This is a genomic window from Saccharopolyspora endophytica (genome assembly GCF_018070075.1).
Taxonomy (GTDB): Bacteria; Actinomycetota; Actinomycetes; order Mycobacteriales; family Pseudonocardiaceae; genus Saccharopolyspora; species Saccharopolyspora endophytica.
The window spans coordinates 193051-218926 of record NZ_JAGPXE010000003.1 but is presented as its reverse complement, the minus strand read 5'-3'; the positions used below and the strand labels follow the sequence as shown (position 1 = coordinate 218926).

Sequence of the window (25876 nt, the reverse complement as noted above, 5' to 3'; positions counted from 1 at the left end):
CATGTCCTAGCCTTTCGACGTGCACAACGAGGTTCCCGACGAGGGCCCTGCCCTCCCCCGCCCCGCCCGGCACGCGCTCACCGCCGGGCTGTGCGGGGCGCTGCTGCTCGTGTGGTTGCTGGACCTGGAGTCCTCCGACGGCATCCGCGACGGGGACAACAACTGGATCCCGCCGCTGGTCGCCGGAGCCGTCGCCGCGCTGCTGCTGTTCATCCCCGACCGGTACGTCTCGCTGCACCGGCGTTGCTGGATCGCCGCGGTCGGCTCGCTGGCGCTGACCGCGACGATGCTGCTGACGACCGAGGTCAAGGGCAACTGGGGCGTGCTGGAGTCGATCTGCCTGCTGATCCTGCTCGGCCGCGCGTGCCGCCGGATCCCCGTACCGGCGGTCGCGGTGCCGCTCGGCTTCGCCGTGATCATCGGACCGGCGCGGACCTTCGGCTGGGACCCGGAGGAGTTCACCTCCGTGCTCACCTTCTCGTTCCTGCTCACCTTCGCCACCGGTGGCGTGATCGGTCTGGGCTCATACCTGCGCGTCCTCGACTCCCGCCGGGCCCGCGCGGTGGAGTCGGTGCGGCAGGGCGAGCGCCTGGAACTGGCGCGCGACCTGCACGACTTCGTCGCCCACCACGTCACCGGGATCGTGGTGCAGGCCAACGCGGCGCGCGCGATCCGCGACACGGCGCCCGAGAAGATCGACGCGATCCTGACCGACATCCACGACGCGGGGACCGAGACGCTCGATTCCATGCGGCGGCTGGTCCGGGTGCTGCGGGAGGTCGACGCCCCGCCCCGGCGCCACGGGGCGCTGTTCAGCGAGATCGCGGCGCTGGTCAGCAATTTCTGCACCGGCGAGGACCAGCGCGCGACGCTGTCGGTCGCCGCGGCCGCTCGCAGCGCGCGACTCGCCCCCGAGGTGGAGACCTCCGTGCACCGGTTGGTGCAGGAGTCGCTGACCAACGCGCGGCGGCACGCGCCGGGCGCGCTGGTCTCGGTGCGGATCGACCTGCCCGACGACCGGCTGCGGGTCGAGGTCGCCAACACCCCGCCCGCCGAGCGGACCGCGCTGCCCGTGGGCGGGCACGGCGGGTTCGGCGTCGTCGGACTCCGCGAACGGGTGTCCGCCGTGGACGGCACGATGGAAGCCGGCGCCACGCCCGACGGCGGATGGCGCATCGCCGCCGACTTCCCGGTGCTGGGCGTGCCAGACTCGTCGACGTGAGCGACACCCCGACACGAGTGCTCATCGCCGACGACCAGCGGTTGGTGCGCAGCGGTTTCCGGATGATCCTCGACGCCCGGCCGGACATCGAGGTGGTCGGCGAGGCCGCCGACGGCGCCGAGTGCGTCGAGCTGGCCCGGCGGCTCCGCCCGGACGTCTGCTTGGTCGACATCCGGATGCCCGAGCTCGACGGCTTGGAGGTGACCCGGGTCCTGGCCGGTCCCGCCACCGCCGAACCGATGCGCGTGGTGGTCGTGACCACCTTCGACCAGGACGACTACGTGCACGAGGCGTTGCGCAACGGCGCCTGCGGCTTCCTGCTCAAGGACGCCAGCCCGGCGCTGCTGGTCGAAGCCGTGGAGGCCGCGCACCGCGGGGACGCGCTGATCTCACCGGCGGTGACGGTCCGGCTGCTGCACCGGCTGGAGACCCGGGAGGCACCGGATCGAGCCCGAACACCGCCCGCGGTGCTGTCCGAGCGCGAACTGGACGTGGCGCGGCTGGTGGCGGTGGGCCGCACCAACCAGGAGATCTGCGGCGAGCTGTACCTCTCGCTCGGGACGGTTAAGACCCACCTGACCAACATCCAGTCCAAGCTGGGGACGCGCAACCGGGTGGAGATCGCGGCGTGGGCGTGGTCGACCGGCGCCGTCACCGCCGACCACACCGGCTGACGATCCGCCGGATTCCGGACTTTCGGCCGAGGGAGATCGGCCCGCGGGCCGAGGCGGGGAACCGCGCCCGCGGTGCACCGTAGCGGTCATGAGCACCTCAGCAAGCGAATCCTCTCGGGCGGTCGTGGCCCGAAGCGCTGATCCACAACCTCACCACCCGGTCGGTCCGGGCCGGAGCAGGCCGGCTTCCACCGGCGAGTCCGCGCCGCGCCGGGTCACCGAGTGGGACGCCCTCCGGGGCTTCGCGCTCTGCGGCATCCTGCTCGTCAACATCCCGCAGATCACCCGCATGGCACACGGGTCCGAGAACGGCGCGTCGCGCCTCATCTCCAACGGCCTCGGGATGCTGGTGGAGCAGCACTTCTACCCGATCTTCGCGTTCCTGTTCGGGCTGAGCTTCTCGCTGTTCCTGGAGGGCGCCCAGCAGCGCTCCCGCCGTCCCCGCCTGATGCTGGCGCGCCGGCTGCTCGTCCTCGGGCTCCTCGGCGCCGCCCACCACGTGCTCCAGCCGGGCGAGGCGCTGCTGCCCTACGCGATCTTCGGGCTGCTGGTCCTGCTGCCCGCGTCGTGGTTGCCGACCCGGGTCCTGGTGCCCGCGAGCGTTCTCGCCGCCGTCGCCGGGTTCACCGTGGTCTCGGGCGGGATGTTCAGCATCCCAGGGCTGTTCCTGCTGGGACTGGCGTGCGCCCGGACCGGCATCGCGCGGACCATCGACCGCCGTCCCGGACAGCTCGTCGCGGTGCTGGCCATCGCGGTGGTGCTGAGCGTGGCGGCCGTCTGGGCGCAGCTGGTGTACCCGCCGGACGGTCCGCTGACCACCCGCATCACGGCGGCGGCCGGTGTTCTCGGTGCCGTCGCCTACGCCTCGGCGTTCCTGCTCGTGCTCCGCACGAGGTTCGGCCGACCGCTGGGTGCGCTGGTGGGACCGCTCGGCCGGATGGCGCTGACCAACTACCTCACCGCCACGCTCCTCGTCGTCGCCGCGGCCGGACCCCTGGGCCTGCGCGAATCCACCGACTGGACCACCGCGCTGGTGCTGGCGCTGATCGTTCTCGCCGTCCAGGCCGCCTTCAGCCACTGGTGGCTCGGGAGGTTCCGCTACGGACCCGCGGAGTGGGCGCTGCGCAGCGCGACCTGGTGGAAGCCGATGCCGCTGCGGCGCAGGCCCGCCTAGGTCCGCGACCTCACGCCTCGCGCACGAACCGCAGGTAGCGGGCCGCCGAGCGCTGGACGATCTCGTGGGCGCCGGTGGGGATCACCGTGTCCCACCAGGCCCCGTGCAGGGAGTCGAAGGCGAGCTCGTCGAGCAGCTCGGCGGCCCGTTGCACGACGCTGGGGCGTTCCGGGATGAGGTTCGGGTAGCTGTACATGAAGCCGACGTGCGCGCGGTCCGGGATGACCTGGACGATGTCGCCGGTGAACAGCGACCCCCGCCCGGCGGCGCTGTGCAGGACCGTGCCGCCCGCGAAGTGGACGCCGAGGTTGATCAGAGTCAGGCCGGGGACGATCTCGTGGGTCGTGCCGCTCCAGAACCGGATCGCCGGGTCCGGGCGGCCGACCCACTGCCGGTCGGCTTCGTGCAGGTGGATGGGCACGTCGAAGGCGCGGGCCCACTCGATCATCGTCGTGTAGTAGTGCGGGTGGCTGATGGCGATGCCGACCAGACCGCCCAGATCGTCGATGGCGCTGATGATCTCGTCGTCCAGGTAGGCCGTGCAGTCCCAGAGGACGTTGCCCGCGTCGGTGCGCACCAGCAGAGCCCGCTGGCCGATGGCGAACTTCGGTTCGCAGCCGATGCCGAGCACGCCGCCCTCGTCGCGCAGCGCGGCGCTGCGCTCGGCCCGGAGGCTGTCCAGGTCGGTCCACTGCTGGCCCTCGCGCGGAACCCACTGGCGTTCGTCCTCGCAGATCGGGCAGTCCTCGCGTGCCTCGGCGTACTGCATCCCGCAGGTCGCGCAGATCGGCAGCCCCATCGTCCCTCCCCGGTGTCGGCGCCGCGCCCACGCTACCGCTGGTTCCTGTCAGAGGTGAGGCGGACAATGCGGGCATGTGCCGCAGCATCAAGACCCTCCGCCCGCCCTACGCCGAGCAGGTCTCCGACGCCGACGTCCGGGCCGCCGCCCTGCAGTACGTCCGCAAGATCTCCGGGTTCCGGGCACCGGCCGCCCACAACGCCGAGAGCTTCGAACAGGCGGTGGACGAGATCGAGCGCGCCACCGCCAAGCTCCTCGGATCGCTGCAGGTCAGAGGCCGGTAGATCACTACCCGTGGCAGTCGGCGCCGGTCGAGCGCGGCACGTCGAGGGTGGGGTTGCGGTCGAAGAACCCGACCGGTGTGAGCGTGAACCCCGCACGGTCGACGGGCATGATCGGCCAGTCCTCGGGCCGCGGGAAGTGGGTGAGCCCGAAGGTGTGCCAGACGACGATGTCCTGGCCGTCGATGTCGCGGTCCGCCGCCGTCCAGGCCGGTAGGCCGGCGCCACCGGGGTTCTGGTTGACCAGGTCGCCCGCCGGGTAGCGCTGCTCGGGGTCGTAGCGGGTGACCCACAGGTGCTTGGTCGCGAACGTTCCCCGGGCGTGCACAGAGGCCGACTCGTCGGCGAGCATGACCGGCTGGCCTTCGGGGTGCAGGACGTAGGAGACGTTGTCGCCGTAGCGGTTCTGGCTGCCGGGGTTGACGATGTGCCAGGTCCGGGCCCGGGAGTTGTCGGCGAGCCGGGCGGCCTGGCCCTCGGTGCTCAGCCGGGTCCTCTTGGCCCGGAACGCGTTTCCGCGCGGGTTGGTCTCGCTGACCGGGAGGCGTTCGGCCTCGACCTCCTCCACCGCGTTGCGCTGCCCGTCCACGGCCGGGTCGAGCCGGGCGCAGAACAGGTGCTGGTGGAACGGGGCGCCCAGGCCGGGGGCGATCTGGGTGGCGTGCTCGTGGCCCTCGGCGGGGTAGGCGGAGGTGAAGGTGATCCCGGTGGCCTTGCACTCCAGCTGGATGGTGCCGTCGAGGTAGAAGTACCAGTAGAAGCCGTAGTCGTAGTTGCCGACGGTGGTGAAGAACGAGATCACCAGCCGGCGCTGCCGCCGGGTCTCCTGCGAGCCGGTGAACAGGTCGGTGTGCTTCCAGAGCACCCCGTAGTCCTCCTCGTGCATGCAGATGCCGTTGCGGATGGTGCGCGGCCTGCCGAAGTCGTCGGCCACCACCGCGTCGAAGTAGTGGATCTCGCCGAGGCAGTCGCAGCCCAGCTCCAGCGAGTTGGTGTAGCGGGCGAACATGTACTCGCCGCAGTCGAAGTAGTTCTGCCAGAACCGCACCGGAGACGGGTCGGCGTAGGGCACCACCATCTCGGCGATCGACGCGCGGTGCAGCACCGGCCGCTGGTGGAACGACAGCTGGTGCAGGGTGAGCCCTTCCCGCTCGTTGAAACCCAGTCGCAGGTCCCAGTTCTCCCAGCGCACCCGGTGGCCCTCGACGGTGAAGCTGGGGCCTTCGGGCTGGGTGATCTCGATCGGCCGCAGGCTCGTGCGGGCCGGTCCGGTGACCTCGGGGTCGTCGAAGTTGCCGGACTCCTGCGGGACCGGCAGCTCGCGGTGGTCGATGACGCGGGTGACCTCGCGGTGGGTGAGGTCGATGTAGGCGCACAGCCCGTCCACCGGGTGCGCCCACGGGTGGTCGGCCGGGTGGAGCTGCTGGAACCCCAGCGACCGGATGATGCGCTTGCCCCGCTCCCCCGGTTCGTCGTAGACGCCCGCCGACAATGGCGCGGCGCGCACCGTGGCCGGGTCGATGCCGCGCTTGCGCAGCGCGGAGGTCCAGCGCTCGTCGGCGTTGACGATCTCCTCGACCAGCTCGAACTCGGTGTCGATGATCGGTGGCTGCCCGTCGACCGCCGGGTCCAGCCGGCGCGCGGAGTCCACAGTGGATCGGGTGGCGGAGACGACGGTGTCGTGCGAGACGCCGGTGGCCAGGTCCAGCAGCACCGCCCGGAACCGGCGGTCCGCTTCCTCTCCCGGTCGGTGGGCGAGCGCCGCGTCCCTGTCGGGTTCTTCGAGCGCGACGAAGGTGAACCGGACGTTCTCGCCGAGCAGCCCGGCTTCGTCGAGCGCCGCGCGGACCGCGGTCACCTCCTCGGCGGTCATCGGGTCCAGCGGGTGCGTGGTCGTGGTGGCGGGCTGTTCGGCGATGGTCATGCTTCCCTCCCCAGAACGGCCGCCGGTCCGGCGGCGGCAGGCCACCCCCAGCATGGCGCTGATGGCCCTCGCAGGCGAGGCCGATCCCCCGATGAGACCCCACGCGCTTCGCCTCGAACGTGCGAGGTGCGAGGGTGGCTCCGTCGCCCACGGGAGGAGCAGGGATGTCCGGGCTGCTGGCCGGGTTGGAAGACCGCATCGCAGGTGTCCGCGAGCTCTACGAGGACCTGCACCGGAACCCGGAGCTGTCGTTCCAGGAGCAGCGCACCGCCGGGGTCCTGGCGCAGCGCCTGCGGACCGCGGGCTACGAGGTGACCAGCGGGGTCGGCGGGACCGGCGTCGTGGGCGTGCTGCGCAACGGCGACGGGCCGGGCGTGCTGCTGCGGGCGGACATGGACGCGCTGCCCGTCCGCGAGGTCGAACAGGTCCCCTACCGCAGCACGGCCGTCGGCGTCGACGCGGACGGCAACGAGTCCTCGGTGATGCACGCCTGCGGGCACGACGCGCACATGGCGGCCCTGATCGGTGCGGCCGAGCAGCTGGCCGCACGTCGAAACGCCTGGTCGGGAACGGTTCTGGCGGTGTGCCAGCCCGCGGAGGAGGTCGGCGGCGGAGCGCAGGCGATGATCGACGACGGTTTCCTGGACCGCTTCCCCGCCTTCGACGTGGCCCTGGGCCAGCACATCGCCTCGGCCCCGAGCACGCACCTGTACGTGCGGCCCGGGGTGTTCATGGCCGCCGCCGACAGCCTGCGGGTCACGGTGCACGGCCGGGGCGGGCACGGCGCGCAGCCGCAGGCCACGGTCGATCCGATCGTCATCGCCTCCTCGATCGTGCTGCGGTTGCAGACCGTGGTGGCGCGGGAGATCTCCCCGGAGGACGTCGCGGTGGTGACCGTGGCCGCCGTGCACGCGGGTGGCAAGGAGAACGTCATCCCCACCACCGCCGAGCTCAAGCTCAACGTGCGCACCTTCGACCCGGAGGTGCGGGAGACCGTGCTGGCCGCCATCGGCCGCATCGTCCGCCACGAGGCCGCGGCGGCGGGCGCACCCCGCGAACCCGACATCGAGCCGATCAACTCGTTCCCGCTGCTGGTCAACGACGTCGACGCCGCACGCCGGGTCTCCGACGCCTTCGCCGGGGAGTTCGGTGAGGACGTCGTGCACACGCCGCAGGCGAAGGCCGGCTCCGAGGACTTCGGCGCGTTCGGCACCGCGGCCGGGGTGCCGTCGGTGTTCTGGAACTTCGGGGGCTTCGACCCCGCGCTCTACGCGGACCCGGCGAGGCCGAACGCGGCGGTGGCGGCCGGGAAGGCGCCCGGCAACCACTCGCCCGAGTTCGTGCCGACCGGCCTGGAACCCACCCTGCTGCGCGCTTCGTCCGCCCTGGTCACCGCGGCCGCGCTCTGGCTCGGCTGATCCGGCGCGATCACGCCTCCGGTTCGGCGGCGCTGCTGTCATGCCTGGAACGCACGAAGACGCCGATCGCGAAGCAGGCGATCGCACCGATGACGATGAGCATCACCGCGCCCGGCGCGTGACCGTGTCCCACGTGCTGCACGACGAACAGGCCGACCGCGTAGGGCAGGGTGACGGCGATGCCGATCCGCGTCGGCAACCACAGGCCGGCGAAACCGGCGAGGACCCCACCGGTGAGGAACCCGCCGACCGTCGGATCGTCGAACCACACGACGACCAGGAACACCGCCATCAGCGCCAGCACACCCGCAGCTCGTGCGAGTGGGCGCTTGATCTCCGCCGACAAGGTACCGCCTCCGGTTCCGGCTGATGTTCAGCCTCAGCCGCCCACCGTAGCCGGAGATCAACTCGGCGTGGGGCGGTTCTCGAAGAGAGCCAGCGCGGCGGCGGTGTTGGACGCCGGGACGTGGTAGGTGTCGTGCACGCGGTGGACCTGCTCGGACAGGGCGCCGCGCATGATCAGCCACATCACCAGCTCGAAGCCCTCGGAACCGGCCTCGCGCACGTAGTCGGCGCGGGACAGGCCCGCCAGGTGCTCGGGGTCGGTCTCGATCTCGCGCAGGAACATCCGGTCGAACTCGGGGTTGATGAGCCCGGCTCGCGCCCCGGCCAGCTGGTGCGACATCCCGCCGGTGCCGAAGATCGCGACCTCCACCTCCGGCGGGTACGCCCGCAGGGCGCGACCGATCGCCTTGCCGAGGGCGTAGCAGCGGGCGGCCGTGGGTTGCGGGTACTGGATGACGTTGACCAGCAGCGGAACCACCGCGCACGGCCACCGCTCGCCCGGATCGGGGCAGTACACCGACAGCGGGACGGTGCAGCCGTGGTCGACGTCGAGGCTCTGCAGCGCGGTCATGTCGAATCCGTCGTCGACCAGGCTCTCCAGCAGGTGCAGCGACAGCTCCGGGGCACCGGCGACGTCGGGCACCGGGCGCGGGCCGAAGCCCTCGTCGGCGACCCGGTAGGACTCGGCGGTGCCGATGGCGAAGGTCGGCACCACGTCGAGGTCGAGGGCGTTGGCGTGGTCGTTGTAGATCACCAGCGCCACGTCCGGGGTGCGCTCGGCCATCCACTCGCGGGCCGGGAGGTAGCCGTCGAAGAGCGGTTTCCAGTACGGGTCCCGGGTCTTGCCACCGTCCATGGCGGCGCCGATCGAGGGCACGTGGGAGGTCGCCAGACCCCAGATCACCTCAGCCACCGGTCCTCCCACCTGCGCGCATCATCGCCACGAACTCCTGCTCGGTCATCCCGGTGAACGCACCGCCGAGGTGCTGCATGGACTTGCCGTCGACCATCGCGAGCTTGAAGACGGAGAAGATGCTGCCGCCCTCCTCGCACAGCGCCTGCCAGTCGCGGTCGAGGACGGCGTCCCGCTGGGCGTCGGTGAGGCCGAACTCGGCGCAGTAGCCGCTCTCGTCGGCGAGGAACCGCTGCCGAGCGGCGGCGTCGCGGAAGGACATGAGCATCTTGTTGAGCCGGTACCCGCGCCGCGCTGCGTGCCCGTCGAAGACGAACGTCCCCGGTATGTCGTCCATCTCGGTCATGCGCCGCTCTCCTGCGGGTGGGTGGCCAGGGCTTCGACGGTGACGTCGAGCCACCGCGACAGCGGCAGCGACATCAGCGCCTCGTGCAGCTGCGCCGGGTCGTCGGCTTCGTAGAGCCCGACGGTGGCGTTGCGGCCGGGCACCCGCCACAAGCGCTTGAGAACTCCGCGCTCGCGCAGCTGCAGGGCGCGGGCGCGTTCGGCGGCCTTGAGCTCGGCGCGTCGTTCGTCGGGTGTGTCCGGCGGGAGCCGGTTCTCGGAGCGGACCAGGAATTCCACGGGCTCTCCCGTCAGTTCCGGGCGATGTCGAGGAGCGCATCGGCGAGTTCGGCGGGTGCGGTGACCATGGCTTCGTGGCCGGTCTTGAGCTCGTGCACCGGCCAGCCCCTGGCGTGCGCGCGGGCGGCGTGGACGCGGAAGACCCGCATCCAGTCGACGCATTCGACGAACACCGCGGGCACGTCGGCCTCGGCTCCGGTCAGGCGCAGCGGGTCGGTGTAGGTCTTCCACGGGTGCGGGGTGAGCTTCGGGGTGAGCCAGTCGACGTCCTCGGGCTTGCTGACGCCGAGCACCGACAGGGAGCGAGGCGGAACCATCCAGCCGAAACCGTCGCTGAGGGCCGATTCGGCCCAGTGGTGGCGCACCTGGTCGGGCAGGAGATCTCCGGCGGCTTCGCCGTCGGAGCCGACGAACGCGTCGAGGTACACCCTGCGGGTCACCACCTCGGGCCTGCGGTCGGCGACGGCGCTGACGATCTGACCGGCGTAGCTGTGCCCGACCAGCACGACGTCGCGCAACCCGAGCACGTCGAGGTGGCGCACGACGTCCTCGGTGTGGGTGTCCAGCCCGACCTGCGGCGAGAGCAGGTGGGAGCGCTCGGAGAGCCCGGTCAGCGTCGGCGCGTGCACCTCGTGCCCGACGGCCCTCAGCCGCGGTGCCACCCGGTCCCAGCACCAACCGCCGTGCCACGCCCCGTGCACCAGCACGAAAGTCCCGTCCATGTCCCGGATTTCTCCCCTACCAGTCGGATGCCCACCCTGCCCACGAACCTACGAACCCGCCCGCGCCCGCAGATCCGACCCCTGACGGCACAACACCCGCCGCCGAGCACCGACCGGATCGAGACATCCGTCCCTTCCCAGCCGTTCACGTGGGCGGGGAGACCAGTCCCTCCCGGATGGCGAGGAGGGCCGCTTGGGTTCGGGAGGAGAGCTGGAGCTTGCCGAGGAGGTTGCTGACGTGGGTGCGGGCGGTGCGTTCGCTGATGACCAGGCGTTCGGCGATCTCGCGGTTGCACAGGCCCTGGGCCACCAGGACGAGGATCTCCCGCTCGCGGCTGGTCAGCGAGGTCAGGCCGGTCTTGGGCGCGGCCATGCGGCGGGCGAGCAGCCGGGCCACGGCCGAGTCGAGGTGGACCTCCCCGGTGGCGGCGGCGTGGATGGCGGTGGCGACCTCGTCGGTGTCGGCGTCCTTGAGGACGTACCCGGCCGCGCCGGCGGTCAGCGCTGCGTGGACGCGTTCGGCCTCGCCGAAGCTGGTCAGCACCACCACTTTGAGCTCCGGGTGCGACCGGGCGATGGCCCGGGTGGCTTCGACGCCGTCCATCCTGGGCATCTGCAGGTCCATCAGCACCACGTCGGGCATGCGGGATCCGGTGACGTGCCACTGGGTGAGCCGGGCCACGGCGTCCTGCCCGTCGACGGCCTCACCCAGCATCTCCAGGGTGGGTTCGGCGTCGAGGTAGGCGCGCAGGCCTCGGCGGACGATCGCGTGGTCGTCGACCACCAGCACGCGCACCACATCGGTCGCGATCATCTCGGTCACCACTTCCTCCCTCGTGGACTCCTTCAGCGGGCCGAGGTGGCGGGCAGGGCGACCTCGACCGCCCATCCCCCACCGGGTTGGCCTCCGGCGACGAGGCCGCCGCGCCACCGCTCGGCGCGTTCGCGCATCGACACCAGGCCGAGGTTCGTCCCGCTGCCGGAATCGGCGGTGGCGCCGGTGCCGTCGTCGGTGATGCGCACGGTCACCCCGCCGCCGTCGCGCCCGGAGCGCCCGAACTCGATGTCGGCCCGTCCGGCGCGGGCGTGCTTGACGACGTTGTGCAGCGCCTCCTGGACGATGCGGTAGAGGTCTTCCTCGACGTCGACGCCCAGGTCCAGCTCCAGCCCGTCGTCGGCGTGCACCTCGACGACGAGCCCGCTGCGGGCCTCGATCCCGGCGGCGTAGCTGCGCACGGCGTCGACCAGGCCGCGGTCGGCGAGGTCGAGCGGGTGCAGCTCGAACACCAGCCCGCGCAGGTCGGCCAGCGCGTTGCGCGCCAGTCCCACCATCTCCTCGGCGCCCTCGCGCACGTCCGCACCGCCTTCGCGGGTGCGGTCCAGGCGCGAACGCAGCGCGCGGGCCTGCATGCCCATCGAGAACAGCTGCTGCACCACGGAATCGTGCAGGTCGCGGGCGAGCTTCCGGCGCTCCTCCATCTGGGCGCGCGAGCGGGTCTGGGCCAGCAGCGAGGCGGTTTCGATGGCGACCGCCGCGTGGTCGGCCATCGCCGACAGGAACGCCAACGAGCTCGGGCCGGGATCGTCGCCGGGCACGTAGTAGGCGTTGAGGACGCCGAGCACGCTGCCGCGCACCACCAGCGGCATCGACACGAAGCCGTCCCAGTCGGGTTCGCTCATGATCTGCTTGAGCGGCAGCCAGCGCGGATCGTTCATGATCACCCGCTTGCGGTGCAGCACGACCACGGCCTGCCGCTGTTCGAGGGCCTCGATGAACCGCACGTCGGCGCCGAGCCTCCGGCACTCGCTGAGCCGCTCGGTGAACCCGGCCGTGTCACCGAACCCGGCCATGCCCACCACGCGCAGCTCGTCGCGCGGGTGCTCGATCGTCATGATCTGCACGGCGGCGATGTTGGCGGTCCGCCACACCTCGCGCGCCACGGCGTCGAGGGTGGCGCTCAGCGATCCGGAGTCGGCGACGCTGGCGGCGGCGCGGGTGATCGCCGAGAGCCGCTCCTGCTCGCGCAGGGTTTCGGTGATGTCGGTGAACCAGACGGCCGCTCGCCCGTCGAGCAGCTCCGAGATCCGGTACTCCAGGCGCTGCCAGCGCCCGTCGCCGCCCTGCCACTCGGTTTGCCTGCGCACGTCCGAGGACGGTTGCGCGCGGCCGGCTTCGAACGGTGAGGGGTGCCCGCGCAGCGCTCGTTCACCGAGGCCGAGGATGCGGTGACCGGCCGCGTTGACCTCGGCGAAGCGGCCGTCCTCGTCGAGCACGGCCAGCCCGTCGGCGGAGACGTCGACCAGGGCGCGCACGACCGGCTCGGCGGTGGCACCCGCCAGCGGCGCGCGTCCCGGTGGTCGCATGCAGCCTCCTCGCCGTCGCCCACCCTGAATCTAAGGCCCACCGAACGCGCGAAGGCAACCACGCGCCTTCTGGCGGAAGCCCGGTTCAGTCAGTCGGCGCGGGTTTCGCAGCGGTGACGGCGGTGCGGGTGCGCAGGCCGAGGACGGTGATCAGGGTGACCGCGCACAGCGCCGTCAGGTACAGCGCGAGCGGGCCGGACGATCCCGTGGCGGCGTAGAGCGAGGTCGCGACGATGGGTGTCAGGGCACCGCCGATCATGCCGCCCATCTGGTAGGCGATGGAGATGCCGCTGTAGCGGAAGCGGGCGTCGAACAGCTCGGTGAACAGACCGCCCTGAGCCCCGGACATGATGCCCTGCACGATCGCGGCGACGAAGAACGCGATCCCGGCCGCGACCCAGTGCCCGGTGTCGACCAGCGCGAACATCGGGAAGGGCCAGATCACGGCGGTCAACGCGCCCAGCACGTAGATCTTCTTCGCGCCGTAGCGGTCGGCGGCCATCGCGGCGACCACGATGGCCGCGATCCACACCAGCGTCGACAGCAGGATCAGGGTCAGCAGGGTCGGGCGGCTGAACCCGGCGGCCTGGGTGCCGTAGTTCAGCATGTAGACGATCACCATGTAGCCGGTGGCCGGCGGGGCGATCGAGGCGAGGCAGGACAGCACGAGGTTGCGGGGTTCGGTGCGCACCAGCTCGCCGAAGGGCATCTTGCTCACGCCCTCCTGCTGCTTGACCTCGGCGAAGTCGTGGGTGTCCTGCAGCCGGGCGCGCACCAGGATCCCCACCACGATCAGCACGATGCTCAGCAGGAACGGGATCCGCCAGCCCCAGGAGGTGAAGCTGTCGTCGGGCATGCCGGACACGGCCAGGAAGGCGAGGTTGGAGGTCAGCACGCCGATCGGGACGCCGAACTGGGCGAAGCTGCCGTAGAAGGCGCGCTGCCGGGGTTCCGCGTGCTCGGTGGCGATGAGCACGGCGCCGCCCCACTCGCCGCCGACGGCGAGCCCCTGCAGCAGCCGCAGCCCGACCAGCAGCAGCGGGGCGCCGAGGCCGATGGCGCCGTAGGTGGGCAGCAGCCCGATGCAGAAGGTGGCGCCTCCGGTGATGACCAGGGTGATGACCAGCATCGACTTCCGGCCGAGCCGGTCGCCGAAGTGGCCGAACAGCGCCGCGCCCAGCGGTCGGGCGATGAAGCCCATGGCGAAGGTCCCGAACGCGGCGATGGTTCCGGCGGCCGGCGAGAACTGCGGGTAGAACAGGGTCCCGAACACCAGCGCGGCCGCGGTGCCGAAGATGTAGTAGTCGTACCACTCGATGGACGTTCCGACGAGGCTCGCGGTGAGGATCGTTCGTCTCGACGGGCCTGCGTTGCTGCCTGACTCTGCCACGGCTGCGCACTCCTTCGGACGCGGATGGGCACGACGGGCGCCCGGCACGGGCCGCGGCGGGCCGCCACCGCCATCCAAGTGCGCGCACCTCCACAGGACGCGGGTCCGGTGTCGCGTCCCGTCCGCGCCGCACGTCCCGGGACGAATACGTCACATGTCGCAGTACCGGACAGGACGTCCACTGCGGACCGTTCAGGCGTGAATCCGGGAACACCGCAACGGCCACCGGCTGCCCGACGGGCTATTTTCGAGGTGGATGCGACGGTGGAGCGACTGGAGGTGGCACCGGATGGAGCAGTCGGAGCGGACCGTGATCGGCGTGCTGGGCCTGGGCGAAGCGGGCGGCGCGTTCAGCGCCGACCTGGCGGCGGCGGGCGCGGTGGTGCGCGGCTACGACCCCGCGGTGGCGGCCGGGCCGGACCTCGTCGGCGCCACCAGCGAGTCCGATGCGGCGACCGGCGCGGACCTGGTGCTCAGCGTGAACCGCTCGGCGGTCGCCGTGGAGGCGATGGAGGCCGGAATCGGCTCGCTCCCGGCGGGTTCGGTGTGGGCCGACCTCAACACGGCGTCGCCGGAGAAGAAGAGGCGGCTGGCCGAGATCGCCGACCAGCACGGGGTGCGGTTCGCCGACGTGGCGATCATGGCGCCGGTCCCCGGACCGCGGCTCCAGGTGCCGCTGCTGATCAGCGGGTCCGGCGCGCAGCGCGCGGCCCGGCTGCTGCGCGGCTTCGGCGCGAACGTCGAGGTGCTCGACGGCCCGGCGGGGCTGGCGGCGACCCGGAAGTTGTTGCGCAGCGTCTACTTCAAGGGGATGGCCGCCTCGATCGTCGAAGCCCTGGAGGCCGCCAGGGCCGCCGGTTTCGAGGACCTGCTGCGGGAGAACATCATCGCCGACTTCACCGCGGCCGGTGAGTCCACTGTGGAGCGCATCATCTCCGGCACCTACCAGCACGCGGTGCGCCGCACCGACGAGATGGCCGCGGCCACCGAGATGCTCACCGACCTCGGCGTCACCCCCACCATGGCCACCGCCAGCCGAGACCTCCACGCCCACCTCGGCACCCACCCCCGCTGACGCATCGCCCTCTTCGAGAACACGCCTGAGCCGGGGGTTCAGGTCGATTCACGACGACGATGCCGGGTCACGACGCAGATCGGAGCGATCGAGAAGACCGCGCAGACGATGGCCCTGGTCGGCGGACGGCCTGGCCCTCTTGGCGTCGTGGGCGGCCGGCCAGGAGGGGCTGGCGACCGAAGTTCAAGCGCTCAGCTGATGTTCGCACCCTCCGGGTCCGTCCGAGTCGGCTACGCCAGCGGCATCCCGCGTCGCATGCGCAGGCGCAGGTCCCACAGGGCGAGGTTGAACGGGAAGCGGCGCAGCGGGCGCGGAGTGCGGCCGAGCACCGCGGCGACGACCTCGATGATGCGGTCGAAGCGGGCCTGGTCGCGTGCCGTCCAAGGCAGGCGCATCTCCTCGCGGAACCTCGGCGGCAGGAAGCCGGTGGTCAGGAACACGTTGAAGGGACCGAACGCGGCGCTGACCGGTTTCGGCAGGAACTTCAACGCGGCCACGTCGTGCAGGAGCTCGCGCACGGTGTCGTCGATGTGGACCTCGGCGAGCTGGGCGTTCCAGTACCGGTCGAACTCGGCGCGGTCGGCGGGCCACATGTCCTCCTGCACCTGCAGCGTCGTGCCCAGCGGAGCCGAGAAGCGGTAGATCGCGTCGAGCTCGTCGGGATCGGAGATGTCGCGGAACAGGCGGTGGACGTCCTCGATCCCCTTGTACATGCAGGCCGCGACCCACAGCTGCAGCTCCGGGTCGAAGGCGTTGTAGGACACCGGACTCCGCTCGGTGGAGCGGACCTGGGCGTGCTGCGCGTTCACCGCGCGCCGGTACGCCCGGCGTTCCTCGTCGGTGCCGAGGGTGGCCACCGCGATGTAGGTGATCGTGGTGCGGGTGCGCTTGACCGGGCGCTTGAACAGGTTTCCGCTGTCGACGCGGCTCTCCACCACGCCGTACCCGACGCCGGGACGGCTGAGCTGCATGATCACGTTCGCCGCTCCGGCGAGCAGGCCGGCTCCCATGACCGAGTCCTCCACGCCGCTGCTGCGCCGCATCGCACGACCTCCACCGCCGGATCTGGGAACGGTCGTTGTCAAATCCATGAGACGAGTCGCGGTGCGGGATGTCAAGATGGTTCGGTGGCCACCACTCCTCTGCGCGTCTACGGCGGCGTGACGGGTTCGGACCGCCAGGCCGAACGTCGCGCCATGTTCATCGAGGCCGGGCTGGAACTCCTCGGTTCCTCCGACGGCGATCCGAGCCTGACGGTGCGCGGGGTCTGCAGGCAGGCGGGGCTGGCCAACCGCTACTTCTACGAGAGCTTCACCGACCGCGACGAGCTGGCCACCGCCGTCTACGACCACGTCGTCAACGAGATCGCCACCACCGCGCTGGACGCGGTGACCGTCGTCGACGAGCCCGAGCGGAAGGTGCGCTGCGGCCTGACGACGATCGTGCGGCTCATCGCCGAGGATCCGCGTCGCGGCCGGCTGCTGTTCTCCCCGTTCCTGGCGGGCACGCCGCTGGCGGACCGGCGGGCCGAATCGACGCGGCTGTTCACCCAGCTGATGGGCACGCAGGCGCGCCAGGTCTACGGGGTGGGCGGTGCCCGGCTGGAGCTGCTGTCGAGCTTCCTGGTCGGCGGCCTGACCCAGACGCTCACCGCGTGGCTCGACGGCGGGCTGGACGCGTCGGAGTCCGAGATCGTCGAGTGGTGCAGCGAGATCTTCTTGGCCGCCTCCGAGTTTCCGCAGTAACCGGCAGTCCCCGCCGACCACCGCGGTGACCGCCGGTGGTCACGTCCCAGACGGGAGCGAATCGTGACGCTGACCGACCGGATCGCCAAAGCCGTGACCGCGCCCCGCACCGACGACGACTTCGACGTCCACGCCGAGCTGACCGAAGTCCTGGCCGGGATCGGGATGAGCCCGGCCGACACCGGAGGGCAGGTGCGGTTCCCGGGCGCGGATCCGGTCGTGCCGAGCACGCTTCGGCTGGGCGGAGCGGCGGCGATCACCCTCGCGGCCAAGTCCGCGGCGATCGCGCGGTTGTGGCGGCTGCGCGGCGGCGAGGGGCAGGACATCGAGGTCGACCTGCGCACCGCGCCGCACCGGTTGTGCCCGTTCTACGACCGGAAGTGGGAGCTGCTCAACGGCTACCCCGGTGCCGGAGATCCCAACCAGGCCTTCGGGTTTCGCTTCTACCCCACCGCCGATGACCGCTGGGTGATGCCGCTCAACCTGTACCCGAAGATCAAGGCCGGCGCGCAGCGGTTGCTCGGCGTGCCGGAGGACTCCGAGGCGGTGGCGGCGGCCACCGGCCGGTGGAACGCCCGCGACCTCGAAGAGGCCGGGGCCGAAGCCGGTGTCGTGATGCCGATGCTGCGCAGCGCCGAGGAGGTCCTCACCGAACCGCAGCACACCGAGCACTTCGCCGAGATGCCGCTGGTGGAGATCGAGCGCATCGGCGACGCCGAACCCGAAGCCCCGGCGCCGGGCGTCGAACAGCCGCTGTCGGGCGTCCGCGCGCTGGGCATGGGGCACGTCATCGCCGGGGCCGGGACGGGTCGTGCGCTCGCGCTGCACGGCGCGGACGTGCTGAACCTGTGGCGGCCGGGCGAGTTCGAGCACGAGGGCGCCTACATGAGCGCCAACGTGGGCGTGCGCTCGGCGACGATCGACCCCCGCGAGCACCGTCACGCGGTCGCCGAGCTGCTGGCCGGTGCGGACGTCTTCTACGCCAACCGGCGTCCGGGCTACCTCGACGAGATCGGGCTCTCGCCCGCCGAGGCCGCCGAGCTGCGGCCCGGGATCGTGCACGCGACCACCACGCTCAACGGCGAGCGCGGACCGTGGGCCGACCGGGTGGGTTTCGACCAGACCGCGGGCAGCCTGGTCGGGATGATGAACCTGGAGGGCGACGGCACAAGGCCGATGCTCCCGCCGATCCTGGTGGTCAACGACTACATCGTGTCCTGGCTGCTCACCGCCGGGATCACCGCGGCCCTGACGCGGCGCGCCACCGAAGGCGGCAGCTGGCGGGTCCACGTCTCGCTGACCCGCGCTGCCCTGTGGATCCTGAGCCTCGGGGTCTTCGACCGCTCCTACGCCTTCGAGGTCGCCGGGCGCGGCGAGCAGCACGCGTACCTGGACCCCGAGACCTTCACCGCGGACACGCCGCTGGGCCGCTACCAGGGCGTCACGGACCAGGTCCGCATGACGGCGACCCCGGGCCACTACCGCGACGTGCTCCTCCCCCGAGGCTCCAGCCGTCCGCAGTGGCTCCGACCTCGCGACCCGTCCAGGACAGCGGGCGGGTCCGGTCCGGAACGACCCCGGCGACGAGGACGAGCTAAGTGATGACGCTGGGCAGGTAGGTGGCCGTTCCGGGGACGGCGATCATCAGCAGGATCAGGGCGAACTCGATGGCCAGGTAAGGGGCGATGCCTCGGAAGATGTCGCCGAGGTCGAGCTCCGGGACCACCGACTTCATCGTGTAGAGGTTCAGCCCGACCGGCGGGGTGATCACCGCCAGCTCCAGGTTCACCACCAGCAGCACGCCGAACCACAGCGGGTCGAAGCCGAGCTCCTCGATGGCCGGGACCAGGATCGGCGTCACCACCAGCAGCAGCGACGCGGCGTCCACCAGGCAGCCCAGCAGGATCAGCACCAGCATGATCCCGATCAGCACCACGTAGGGGTGCACGTCCAGGCCCACCACGAAATCGGTGAGTGCCTCGGGAACCCGCGCCACGACCAGCATCTGGGTGAACACGAACGCCGAGCCGACGATGGCCAGCATCGCCGCCGACACGGTGGCCGTCGAGGCGAAGATGAGCTTGAGGTTCTGCCACCCCAGCTTCCGGTACACCAGCCCGGTCATCGCGAACGCCAGCAGCGCGCCGATCGCCGCGGCCTCGGTGGGCGTGGCGAACCCGGTGTAGATCGAGCCGAGCACCAGCGCGATGAGCACCAGCGCCGGCGTGATCTTGCCGATGGCCGCCCAGCGCTCCCGCCAGCTGAACCGCTCGCCGTCGCGGGGTGCGCTGTCGGGGTTGAGCTTCGCGCGCACCACGACGTAGCCGATCATCAGCGCGGCGAGCAGCAGTCCGGGAACGATGCCGCCGGCGAACAGCGCGGCGACGCTCTCGCCGGTGACCGAGGCGTAGAGGATGAACATCAGGCTCGGCGGGATGAGCATCGCCAGCGCGCCGGACGCCGCCACCGAACCGGCGGCGAAACCCGGTTTGTAGCCGCGCGAGAGCATCTCGGGCACGGCCATCCGCCCGATGAGCGCCACCGAGGAGATGCTGACCCCCGACATCGCGCCGAACAGCGTCGAGGACGCGATGGCCGAAGCGCCGAGCCCGCCCGGCACGCGGGTGAACCAGCGGTGCGCGGCTCCGAACAGGTCGCGCCCGAGTCCGGTGACGGCCAGCGCTTCGCCGAGCAGGATGTACAGCGGTGCCGCGACCAGCGCGTACTCCTGCAGCTGGGCGCCCATCGCCAGCGGCACCAGTTTCAGCCCGCCGAACCCGGACAGGCACAGCAGCCCGCCGATGCCGGAGACCGACAGGGCGATGAAGATCGGTGTGCGCACCGCGATCAGCACCAGCAGCAGCACGACCGCCAGCACCACGATGAGCCCGTGGGAGAGGATCACGCGTTCGCTCCGTCCTGTGCGGTGTCGGCGCCCGCGGCGGTCGCGGCGAGCTCCGGTTCGGCGTGCGGCGGGAACAGCAGCGCCACGAGCAGCAGGAACGCTCCGGCCGCGCCGAGGATCAGGTCCGGTATCCACAGTGGAACGCTGAACGTGCCGGAACCGGTGAGCCCGTGGGCGTAGGACAGCACCATGGACCGGAAGCCGGTGACGGCCAGCACCAGTCCGAGCAGCGCGGCCGCTGTCGCCGTCACCGCGTCGGCGATCTTTCGCAGCGTCGGCGACAGCGAGCGGTGCACGAGGTCCATCGAGATGTGGTGGCCGGTGGCGTACAGGTGCGGGACGGCCAGCACCGTCACGGCCAGCACCGCGCTGGAGTTGAGCGGGTAGGCCCAGTCGGTGGGCGCGCGGAAGGCGTAGCGGGCGATGACGTCGTAGCTGATGGACAGCATCATCAGCCCGATGGTGATCATGGCCAGCACCGCCATGGACCGGGTGCCGATCAGCACGATGCGGCGGAGGTGGTTCAGCATCGTCGCTCCTCAGGCGTCGCGGATGAGCTGGAGCGCCCGTTGCGCGGCGGCCGGGTCGCCCAGCAGGGCGCGCCAGCGCTCGTGCACGGCCGACACGGCGTCGCGGAAGGGCCGCAGCCGCGCCTCGTCGAGCTCGATGAGCTCGACGCCGGCATCGCGCACGGCGGGCAGGTACTCGTGCTCGTGGACGTCGACGAGCTTCGCGGTGCCGTCGCGGAAGAGCACCCGTCCGGCTTCGTCGAGCGCGTGGCGCTGTCGCGGCGCGAGCGCCTCGTACCAGTCGTTGCGGCAGTAGGCGTCCACGGTGTACGCGCCGAAGTGGGCCGCGGTGCCGTAGCGCAGGATCTCCTGCAGGTCGCGGGAGACCACGGTGCCGAGGTAGCTCATCATCCCGTCGATCGTGCCGCGTTCCAGCGCCTGGTAGAGCTCGGCGGATCCGAGGAAGACCGGTGCTCCGCCGAGCGCCTTGACCGTCTCGCCCTCGATCTCACCGGCGACCCGCAGCCGCAGGCCGCGCACGTCCTCCGGTGTGCGGATGGGCTTGTCGATGGTCCAGAGGTATTCGAACCCGGTGGCCATGCCGCCGAGCATCCGCATGTTCTGACCGGTCAGCCCCTGGTTGATCAGCCGGGACACCTCGCTGTCGGGGTCGCAGGCGCGCAGGTAGCGGTCGAAGTCCTCGGTGGTGAAGGGCAGTTCCAGCGATCCGAGGATCGGGAAGCTCGAGGACACGTACGAGCTGGTCTGCAGGACCACGTCGGCGACGCCGTGCAGCATCCCGGGGACGAGTTCCTCGGCGCCGAGCAGCTGCCCGGAGGGGAACACGTCGAAGTCGAACCCGCCGAGCTCGCGGGCCTTTCCGAGGAACATCTCCACGCCCGGGTAGAGGTCGTCGTAGGACGTGGTCAGGTAGGTGGCGGCCACAGGCCGGTGCGCGCCGGGTGCGCAGCCCGCGACCCCGGCGAGAACGCCCAGTCCGGCCGCGGCGAGGAAGCTCCGCCTCGGCACCGCGTTCATCGGCCCCTCCCCGAAAGTCGGGGCGGCACTTCGGACTCCGGGTCGTTCACCGGCGAACTCCCTTCACGCATGAGCCGCCGGAGGTTCGCACCGCGAACGGGGATTCACCAAATCGATCTTCCCGGCCAGCGGAAGATCACGGCAGGGGCGTCGCGAGCCTGGTGACCAGGTCCTGCCAGCCGGAGTCGAGGCGGTCGAGGCTGAACCCGCGCTGCTCGACCAGGTGGTGCACCAGCGGGGTGTCGAGGGAGGCCAGCAGGGTTTCGGCGGCGAGCTCGACGTCGGTGGTGGCCTCGGTCATGCGCAGCAGGATCACCAGGTGGCTCCGGCGGAGTCCGCGCGCGGGCACCACGCAGCGGCGCTCGGCGGGCGGCTCGGCGGCGAGGTAGAGCTCCGCGTTGTCGAGCTCGTGGCGCATCACCGCGGGCCCGAAGGCGCGCAGCCGCTCGATGGCCGGAGCACCGGGGCCCAGCGGTGGCGGGCCGGACAGGAACGCCTGCTGGAGGCGCTGCTCCTCGTGGTCCAGCAGGGCCAGCAGCAGGCCGTTGCGGTCGCCGAACCGGCGGAACACCGTGCCCTTGCCGACCTCGGCTTCGGCCGCCACCGCGTCCATGGTCAAGTTCGCGGCTCCGCAGTCGGCCATCAGGCGAGCGGCGGCGTCGAGCAGCTTGGCCCGGTTGCGGACGGCGTCGGCGCGCGGCCGGCGAGCGCCGTCGACGGACGTGAGGTCGAGTTCGACCGGCCCGGCCAGGGTGTCGCCGGTCGGCCCGATCCGCGGAGTGCCAGCACTCATGCGCACAGCGTAACGCCTCCCACAAGGAACTGGACCGCGGTCCGCTTCGGTGGTACAAAGTTAATCGGACCACGGTCCGATTAACTACCACCATACTCCTCACCTGGAGAGATACCAATGTCCGTCAAGATCCTCGCGCTCGTCGGCAGCCTCCGCTCCGGTTCGCACAACCGTCAGCTCGCCGAAGCCGCGCGCAGCCTCGCCCCCAGCGATGTCGAGATCGAGATCTTCGACGGTCTCGGCGACCTGCCCTTCTACAACGAGGACATCGACACCGAGGCCGACGTGCCCGCCGCCGCCACCCGGCTGCGCGAGGTCGCCGGCGCGGCCGACGCGTTCCTGCTGTTCGCGCCCGAGTACAACGGCACCATCCCGGCCGTGCTGAAGAACGCCATCGACTGGCTGTCCCGCCCGTTCGGCTCCGGCGCCCTCTCCGGCAAGCCCACCGCCGTCATCGGCACCGCCTTCGGCCAGTACGGCGGCGTCTGGGCGCAGGACGAGGCCCGCAAGTCCGCGGGCATCGCGGGTGCGGCCATCGTCGACGAGGTCAAGCTCAGCATCCCCGGCTCGATGACCCGCTTCGCCGAGACCCACCCGGCCGACGACCCGGAGGTCGTCGAGCAGCTGACCACCGCGATCGCCAAGCTCACCGCCAACGTCTCGGCATGAGCCCCTCCGGCGGCGGTGCGGTGATCGCAGACCGTACCGCCGCCGGCGTTCGCCGAGTTAACGTTTCCCCGTGGCTGGTAGTGGAACGAACTGGGCTGGGAACCTCACCTACGGCGCGCAGCGGACGCATCACCCGCGCAGCGTCGAGGAGGTGCGGCGGATCGTCGCCGAGGCCGAGCGGATCAAGCCGCTCGGCTCGCGGCACTGCTTCAACGACATCGCCGACACCACCGCGGATCACCTCTCGCTGGACGCCCTGCCCGACGACGTCGAGATCGACGGCGACGTCGCGTGGGTTCCCGGCGGCATGCGCTACGGCGAACTCGCCGCTCACCTGGCCGCCTCCGGCCGCGCGCTGCACAACATGGCCTCGCTGCCGCACATCACCGTCGTCGGGGCGACCGCCACCGGCACCCACGGCTCCGGCGTGCGCAACGCTTCGCTGAGCGCGGCGGTGGCCGGGCTCGACCTCGTGCGCGCCGACGGCGAGCTGGTGCGGCTGCGACCCGAGGACCCCGATTTCGCCGGTGCCGTGGTGCATCTCGGCGCGCTGGGGGTGGTGACCCGCATCGGTCTGCGCGTCCAACCGGCCTTCGACGTCACCACCACGGTGCACCTCGGTCTGGACTGGGAGTCGCTGCTCGGCGAGTTCGACGCCATCACCTCCGCCGCCTACAGCGTCAGCGTGTTCACCGACTTCGACGAGACCATCCAGGTCTGGGCGAAAGCCCGGGTGGGAGACGACTCCCGGGCCGACTTCTTCGGCGCCCGGCCGGCCGAGGTGCCCACGCACATGCTGCGCGGCACCGGGATCGACAACCTCACCGAGCAGCTCGGCGTCGCGGGCTCGTGGCACGAGCGGTTGCCGCACTTCAAAGCCGGTGTCACGCCCAGCGACGGCGATGAGTTGCAGAGCGAGTACTTCGTGCCCGCCGAGCACGGCGCGGCGGCGCTGGCGGCGTTGCGACCGCTGGCCGACAAGATGGCTCCGCTGCTGCACATCGGCGAGATCCGCACCATCGCCGCCGACGACCTGTGGCTGAGCCCCGCGCACGGCTCGGATTCAGTGGCCTTCCACTTCACCTGGCGCCCGGCGCAGGCGTCGGTGGAGCGGCTGCTGCCCGACGTCGAAGCCGCGCTGGAGCCCTTCGGCGGTCGCCCGCACTGGGGCAAGCTGTTCACCACCGAACCTCCGGACCTGGACCTGCTGTACCCGAAGCTGGCCGATTTCCGCTCGCTGGCACGGCGTTTCGACCCCGACGGCAAGTTCGGCAACGACTTCCTCGCCCGCACGATCGGGCTGTGATGGCCGCACGGCGCGGAAAGCCGGTCGGCGCCACCGGTCCCGTGGTCCGCCGCACGCTGCACCTGCTCGACGCGTTCTCACCGGAGCGCACGGCCCTGACGCTCACCGAACTGGCCCGCGAGGCCGGGCTCCCGCCCTCCACGGCCTACCGGATGCTCGGTGACCTGGTCGACTGGGGCGCGCTCGAACGCGGCGAGGACGGCGCCTACCGCGTCGGCCTGCGGCTGTGGGAACTGGGCGCGCTCGCCCCGCGCGGTCTGGGCCTGCGCGAGCGGGCGCTGCCGACCATGGAGGACCTCTCGGCGGTGACCCGGGAGAACGTGCAGCTGGCCGTGCGCGAGGGCACCGAGGTCGTCTTCGTCGAGCGCATCGCGTGCAGCGGCGCGATCCCGGTGCGCACCCGCGTGGGCGGGCGGTTCGCGCTCACCGCCACCGGAGTCGGGCTGGTGCTGCTGGCGCACGCCCCCACCGAGGTCCAGGACGAGGTCCTCGGCGGGCACATCCCCCGCTACACCGACCTGACCGTGACCGACCCGGCGGAGTTGCGGCGGATGCTGGCCGAGACGCGCGGCTGCGGTTTCGCGATCAGCGACCGGCAGGTCACCGACGACGCCCTGTCCGTGGCGGCGCCGGTGCACGACCAGAAGGGCGAGGTCGTCGCCGCGGTGTCGCTGGTCGTGCGCCACGGCAGCGCCGCTCCGCACGCGCTCAGCGCGCTCGTGCGCGCGGGCGCCCGCGCCATCTCGCGCGCGATCGGAGAACCCTGATTTACGGTTCTGCCGTTTACTGTCAAGATCAACAGCAATACGGTGGAGCTCCCCCGCCCTTCGCGACCGGATCGCGGACCCGACAGGAGCTCGCCATCGACACCCTCTGCCCGACCGGCGAGACCCTGGCCCACCGCGTGGAGTGGCTGCCGGGCGACAGGATCCGCGCGGTCTGCCGCTGCGGCGCCGAGCGCGAGTTCGACGCCGCAGCAGCGATGTGGGGCTGGCTGGTCCACCACCCCCACCTGCGCGATCAGGGCAGGATGGAGTCCACGTATCCGCCGTCCACGCGCACCGCAGCACCCGTGGTGGCCGAGGCCAGCGGGGAGCTGAGGTAGACGACCATGTTGGCGATCTCCTCCGGCTCGATGAGGCGCTGCAGCAGCGACTGCGGCCGGTGCTCGCGCATGAACTGCCGCTGCGCCTCGTCCCACGGCAGCGAGGAGTCGACCATCTCGTAGACGAACTTCTCCACGCCCCCGGTGTGGGTCGGCCCGGCGATCACCGAGTTCACGGTCACCCCGGTTCCGGCGGCTTCCTTGGCGAAACCGCGGGAAGCCGCGAGCAACGCGGTCTTGGACATGCCGTAGTGGATCATCTCGGCGGGGATGACCACGGCCGAATCGCTGGCGATGTACTGGATGCGACCCCAGCCCTCCCCCGTCATCCCCGGCAGGTACGAGCGGGTGAGCCGCAGCGCGGCGAGCACGTTGACCTCGAAGTAGCGGCGCCAGTCCTCGTCGGTGATCTCCATGGCCGGCTGGGCGCCGAAGATGCCGAGGTTGTTGATCAGCACGTCCACGCGCGGGAGGATCTTCAGCAGGTCGGCCGTCCCGGCCTCGGTGGTGACGTCGGCGGCCGCCGACACCGCCTCGGCGCCGGGCACGTCCCGCTGGATCTGCCGCACGGCCTCGTCGACCCGCTCGGCGGTCCGGCCGTTGATCGCCACCCGGGCTCCGGCCCGGGCCAGTCCCTGCGCGATGGAGTACCCGATCCCTTGCGTCGACCCGGTGACCAACGCGGTACGTCCCGAAAGATCTAGCTGCATGCCCGCGAGGATATGCGGCCCCGCTCCTGCCTGCTCCGCCAACCGGACGGCCGATCACCGCCCCCTCGGAGCAGCCGCGTTCCCGGGGCACGGACGTCGTGCCGGGCAATTGTGCGGTGCGGTCGCGAGTCCGGGTGACGGGTGAGCTGCGGGTATCGACCCGGTTGATGA

The 25876-nt window shown here is 71.5% G+C and carries 27 protein-coding genes; 11 read left to right on the top strand and 16 right to left on the bottom strand.

What is annotated here, in order from left to right; all coding sequences use genetic code 11:
- The first annotated feature begins 19 nt into the window (after positions 1–19).
- The 3 genes from KBO27_RS08625 (at position 20) to KBO27_RS08615 (ending at position 3070) form a co-directional block, all read left to right on the top strand.
- Complete coding sequence (locus KBO27_RS08625) at positions 20–1222, top strand: sensor histidine kinase (RefSeq protein WP_210969449.1); 1203 nt, start codon at positions 20–22, stop codon at positions 1220–1222.
- The gene (locus KBO27_RS08620) at positions 1219–1896 is read left to right on the top strand and encodes a response regulator (RefSeq protein ID WP_307870297.1); all 678 of its coding nucleotides are present in this window, start codon (positions 1219–1221) and stop codon (positions 1894–1896) included. Before KBO27_RS08625 ends, KBO27_RS08620 begins: the two co-directional genes overlap by 4 nt.
- An 88-nt stretch (positions 1897–1984) precedes the next feature.
- Positions 1985–3070 carry a DUF418 domain-containing protein gene (locus KBO27_RS08615; protein ID WP_210969447.1) on the top strand — a complete coding sequence of 362 codons (1086 nt, stop codon included), beginning with the start codon at positions 1985–1987 and terminating at the stop codon, positions 3068–3070.
- 10 nt (positions 3071–3080) lie between these two features.
- Here KBO27_RS08615 and KBO27_RS08610 read toward each other — a convergent pair whose 3' ends face one another.
- A complete protein-coding gene (locus KBO27_RS08610; protein ID WP_210969446.1) occupies positions 3081–3869 on the bottom strand; it encodes an MBL fold metallo-hydrolase in 789 nt (262 codons plus the stop codon).
- A gap of 74 nt (positions 3870–3943) precedes the next feature.
- On the opposite strand from KBO27_RS08610, the gene KBO27_RS08605 reads away from it, so the two are divergent.
- A complete protein-coding gene (locus KBO27_RS08605; protein WP_210969445.1) occupies positions 3944–4153 on the top strand; it encodes a DUF2277 domain-containing protein in 210 nt (69 codons plus the stop codon).
- 4 nt (positions 4154–4157) lie between these two features.
- Here KBO27_RS08605 and KBO27_RS08600 read toward each other — a convergent pair whose 3' ends face one another.
- On the bottom strand, positions 4158–6074 hold the full coding sequence (locus tag KBO27_RS08600) for a primary-amine oxidase (RefSeq protein WP_210969444.1): 1917 nt from the start codon (positions 6072–6074) through the stop codon (positions 4158–4160).
- 164 nt (positions 6075–6238) lie between these two features.
- On the opposite strand from KBO27_RS08600, the gene KBO27_RS08595 reads away from it, so the two are divergent.
- Positions 6239–7492, top strand: coding sequence for an amidohydrolase (locus KBO27_RS08595; protein WP_210969443.1), 1254 nt, complete (start codon positions 6239–6241; stop codon positions 7490–7492).
- A 10-nt stretch (positions 7493–7502) separates the two neighbouring features.
- Here KBO27_RS08595 and KBO27_RS08590 read toward each other — a convergent pair whose 3' ends face one another.
- The 8 genes from KBO27_RS08590 to KBO27_RS08555 form a co-directional block, all read right to left on the bottom strand.
- Entirely contained in the window at positions 7503–7838 is a 336-nt protein-coding gene (locus KBO27_RS08590; protein ID WP_210969442.1) for a hypothetical protein, read from the bottom strand.
- A gap of 57 nt (positions 7839–7895) precedes the next feature.
- Positions 7896–8750 carry a class III extradiol dioxygenase subunit beta gene (locus KBO27_RS08585; protein ID WP_210969441.1) on the bottom strand — a complete coding sequence of 285 codons (855 nt, stop codon included), beginning with the start codon at positions 8748–8750 and terminating at the stop codon, positions 7896–7898.
- On the bottom strand, positions 8743–9096 hold the full coding sequence (gene ligA, locus KBO27_RS08580) for a protocatechuate 4,5-dioxygenase subunit alpha (RefSeq protein ID WP_210969440.1): 354 nt from the start codon (positions 9094–9096) through the stop codon (positions 8743–8745). Before ligA ends, KBO27_RS08585 begins: the two co-directional genes overlap by 8 nt.
- The gene (locus KBO27_RS08575; RefSeq protein ID WP_210969439.1) at positions 9093–9374 is read right to left on the bottom strand and encodes a muconolactone Delta-isomerase; all 282 of its coding nucleotides are present in this window, start codon (positions 9372–9374) and stop codon (positions 9093–9095) included. The genes ligA and KBO27_RS08575 overlap by 4 nt, the downstream gene beginning before the upstream one ends.
- A gap of 11 nt (positions 9375–9385) precedes the next feature.
- Positions 9386–10096 carry an alpha/beta fold hydrolase gene (locus KBO27_RS08570; protein WP_210969438.1) on the bottom strand — a complete coding sequence of 237 codons (711 nt, stop codon included), beginning with the start codon at positions 10094–10096 and terminating at the stop codon, positions 9386–9388.
- Between the two features lie 145 nt (positions 10097–10241).
- Positions 10242–10910 carry a response regulator gene (locus KBO27_RS08565; protein WP_210969801.1) on the bottom strand — a complete coding sequence of 223 codons (669 nt, stop codon included), beginning with the start codon at positions 10908–10910 and terminating at the stop codon, positions 10242–10244.
- Positions 10911–10942: 32 nt separating this feature from the next.
- Positions 10943–12460 (bottom strand): PAS domain-containing sensor histidine kinase, encoded by a 1518-nt coding sequence (locus tag KBO27_RS08560; RefSeq protein WP_210969437.1) that lies wholly within the window; start codon positions 12458–12460, stop codon positions 10943–10945.
- A gap of 85 nt (positions 12461–12545) precedes the next feature.
- Positions 12546–13850 (bottom strand): MFS transporter, encoded by a 1305-nt coding sequence (locus KBO27_RS08555; RefSeq protein ID WP_210969436.1) that lies wholly within the window; start codon positions 13848–13850, stop codon positions 12546–12548.
- A gap of 289 nt (positions 13851–14139) precedes the next feature.
- On the opposite strand from KBO27_RS08555, the gene KBO27_RS08550 reads away from it, so the two are divergent.
- Complete coding sequence (locus KBO27_RS08550; protein WP_210969435.1) at positions 14140–14925, top strand: DUF1932 domain-containing protein; 786 nt, start codon at positions 14140–14142, stop codon at positions 14923–14925.
- Between the two features lie 230 nt (positions 14926–15155).
- On the opposite strand, the gene KBO27_RS08545 is transcribed toward KBO27_RS08550, so the two are convergent.
- Positions 15156–15968: an oxygenase MpaB family protein gene (locus tag KBO27_RS08545; RefSeq protein WP_210969434.1), complete on the bottom strand. Its 813-nt coding sequence runs from the start codon at positions 15966–15968 to the stop codon at positions 15156–15158.
- Between the two features lie 84 nt (positions 15969–16052).
- On the opposite strand from KBO27_RS08545, the gene KBO27_RS08540 reads away from it, so the two are divergent.
- Both KBO27_RS08540 and KBO27_RS08535 read left to right on the top strand, forming a co-directional pair.
- Positions 16053–16670, top strand: coding sequence for a TetR/AcrR family transcriptional regulator (locus KBO27_RS08540; RefSeq protein WP_210969433.1), 618 nt, complete (start codon positions 16053–16055; stop codon positions 16668–16670).
- A 63-nt stretch (positions 16671–16733) separates the two neighbouring features.
- Positions 16734–18272 (top strand): CoA transferase, encoded by a 1539-nt coding sequence (locus KBO27_RS08535; protein WP_210969432.1) that lies wholly within the window; start codon positions 16734–16736, stop codon positions 18270–18272.
- On the opposite strand, the gene KBO27_RS08530 is transcribed toward KBO27_RS08535, so the two are convergent.
- From KBO27_RS08530 to KBO27_RS08515, 4 genes are all read right to left on the bottom strand, one after another.
- Entirely contained in the window at positions 18265–19575 is a 1311-nt protein-coding gene (locus tag KBO27_RS08530) for a TRAP transporter large permease (RefSeq protein ID WP_210969431.1), read from the bottom strand. The two genes, KBO27_RS08535 and KBO27_RS08530, sit on opposite strands and share 8 nt — an antisense overlap.
- Positions 19572–20105 (bottom strand): TRAP transporter small permease, encoded by a 534-nt coding sequence (locus KBO27_RS08525; RefSeq protein ID WP_210969430.1) that lies wholly within the window; start codon positions 20103–20105, stop codon positions 19572–19574. Before KBO27_RS08525 ends, KBO27_RS08530 begins: the two co-directional genes overlap by 4 nt.
- A 9-nt stretch (positions 20106–20114) precedes the next feature.
- Positions 20115–21122, bottom strand: coding sequence for a TRAP transporter substrate-binding protein (locus KBO27_RS08520; protein ID WP_210969429.1), 1008 nt, complete (start codon positions 21120–21122; stop codon positions 20115–20117).
- Positions 21123–21258: 136 nt separating this feature from the next.
- Complete coding sequence (locus KBO27_RS08515) at positions 21259–21915, bottom strand: TetR/AcrR family transcriptional regulator (protein ID WP_210969428.1); 657 nt, start codon at positions 21913–21915, stop codon at positions 21259–21261.
- Positions 21916–22032: 117 nt separating this feature from the next.
- On the opposite strand from KBO27_RS08515, the gene KBO27_RS08510 reads away from it, so the two are divergent.
- The 3 genes from KBO27_RS08510 (at position 22033) to KBO27_RS08500 (ending at position 24657) form a co-directional block, all read left to right on the top strand.
- Positions 22033–22584, top strand: coding sequence for an NADPH-dependent FMN reductase (locus KBO27_RS08510; RefSeq protein WP_210969427.1), 552 nt, complete (start codon positions 22033–22035; stop codon positions 22582–22584).
- Between the two features lie 70 nt (positions 22585–22654).
- Positions 22655–23890: a D-arabinono-1,4-lactone oxidase gene (locus KBO27_RS08505; protein ID WP_210969426.1), complete on the top strand. Its 1236-nt coding sequence runs from the start codon at positions 22655–22657 to the stop codon at positions 23888–23890.
- Positions 23890–24657: an IclR family transcriptional regulator gene (locus tag KBO27_RS08500; protein ID WP_210969800.1), complete on the top strand. Its 768-nt coding sequence runs from the start codon at positions 23890–23892 to the stop codon at positions 24655–24657. The genes KBO27_RS08505 and KBO27_RS08500 overlap by 1 nt, the downstream gene beginning before the upstream one ends.
- Before the next feature lie 253 nt (positions 24658–24910).
- On the opposite strand, the gene KBO27_RS08495 is transcribed toward KBO27_RS08500, so the two are convergent.
- Positions 24911–25705, bottom strand: coding sequence for an SDR family NAD(P)-dependent oxidoreductase (locus tag KBO27_RS08495; RefSeq protein ID WP_210969425.1), 795 nt, complete (start codon positions 25703–25705; stop codon positions 24911–24913).
- Positions 25706–25876: the final 171 nt, after the last annotated feature.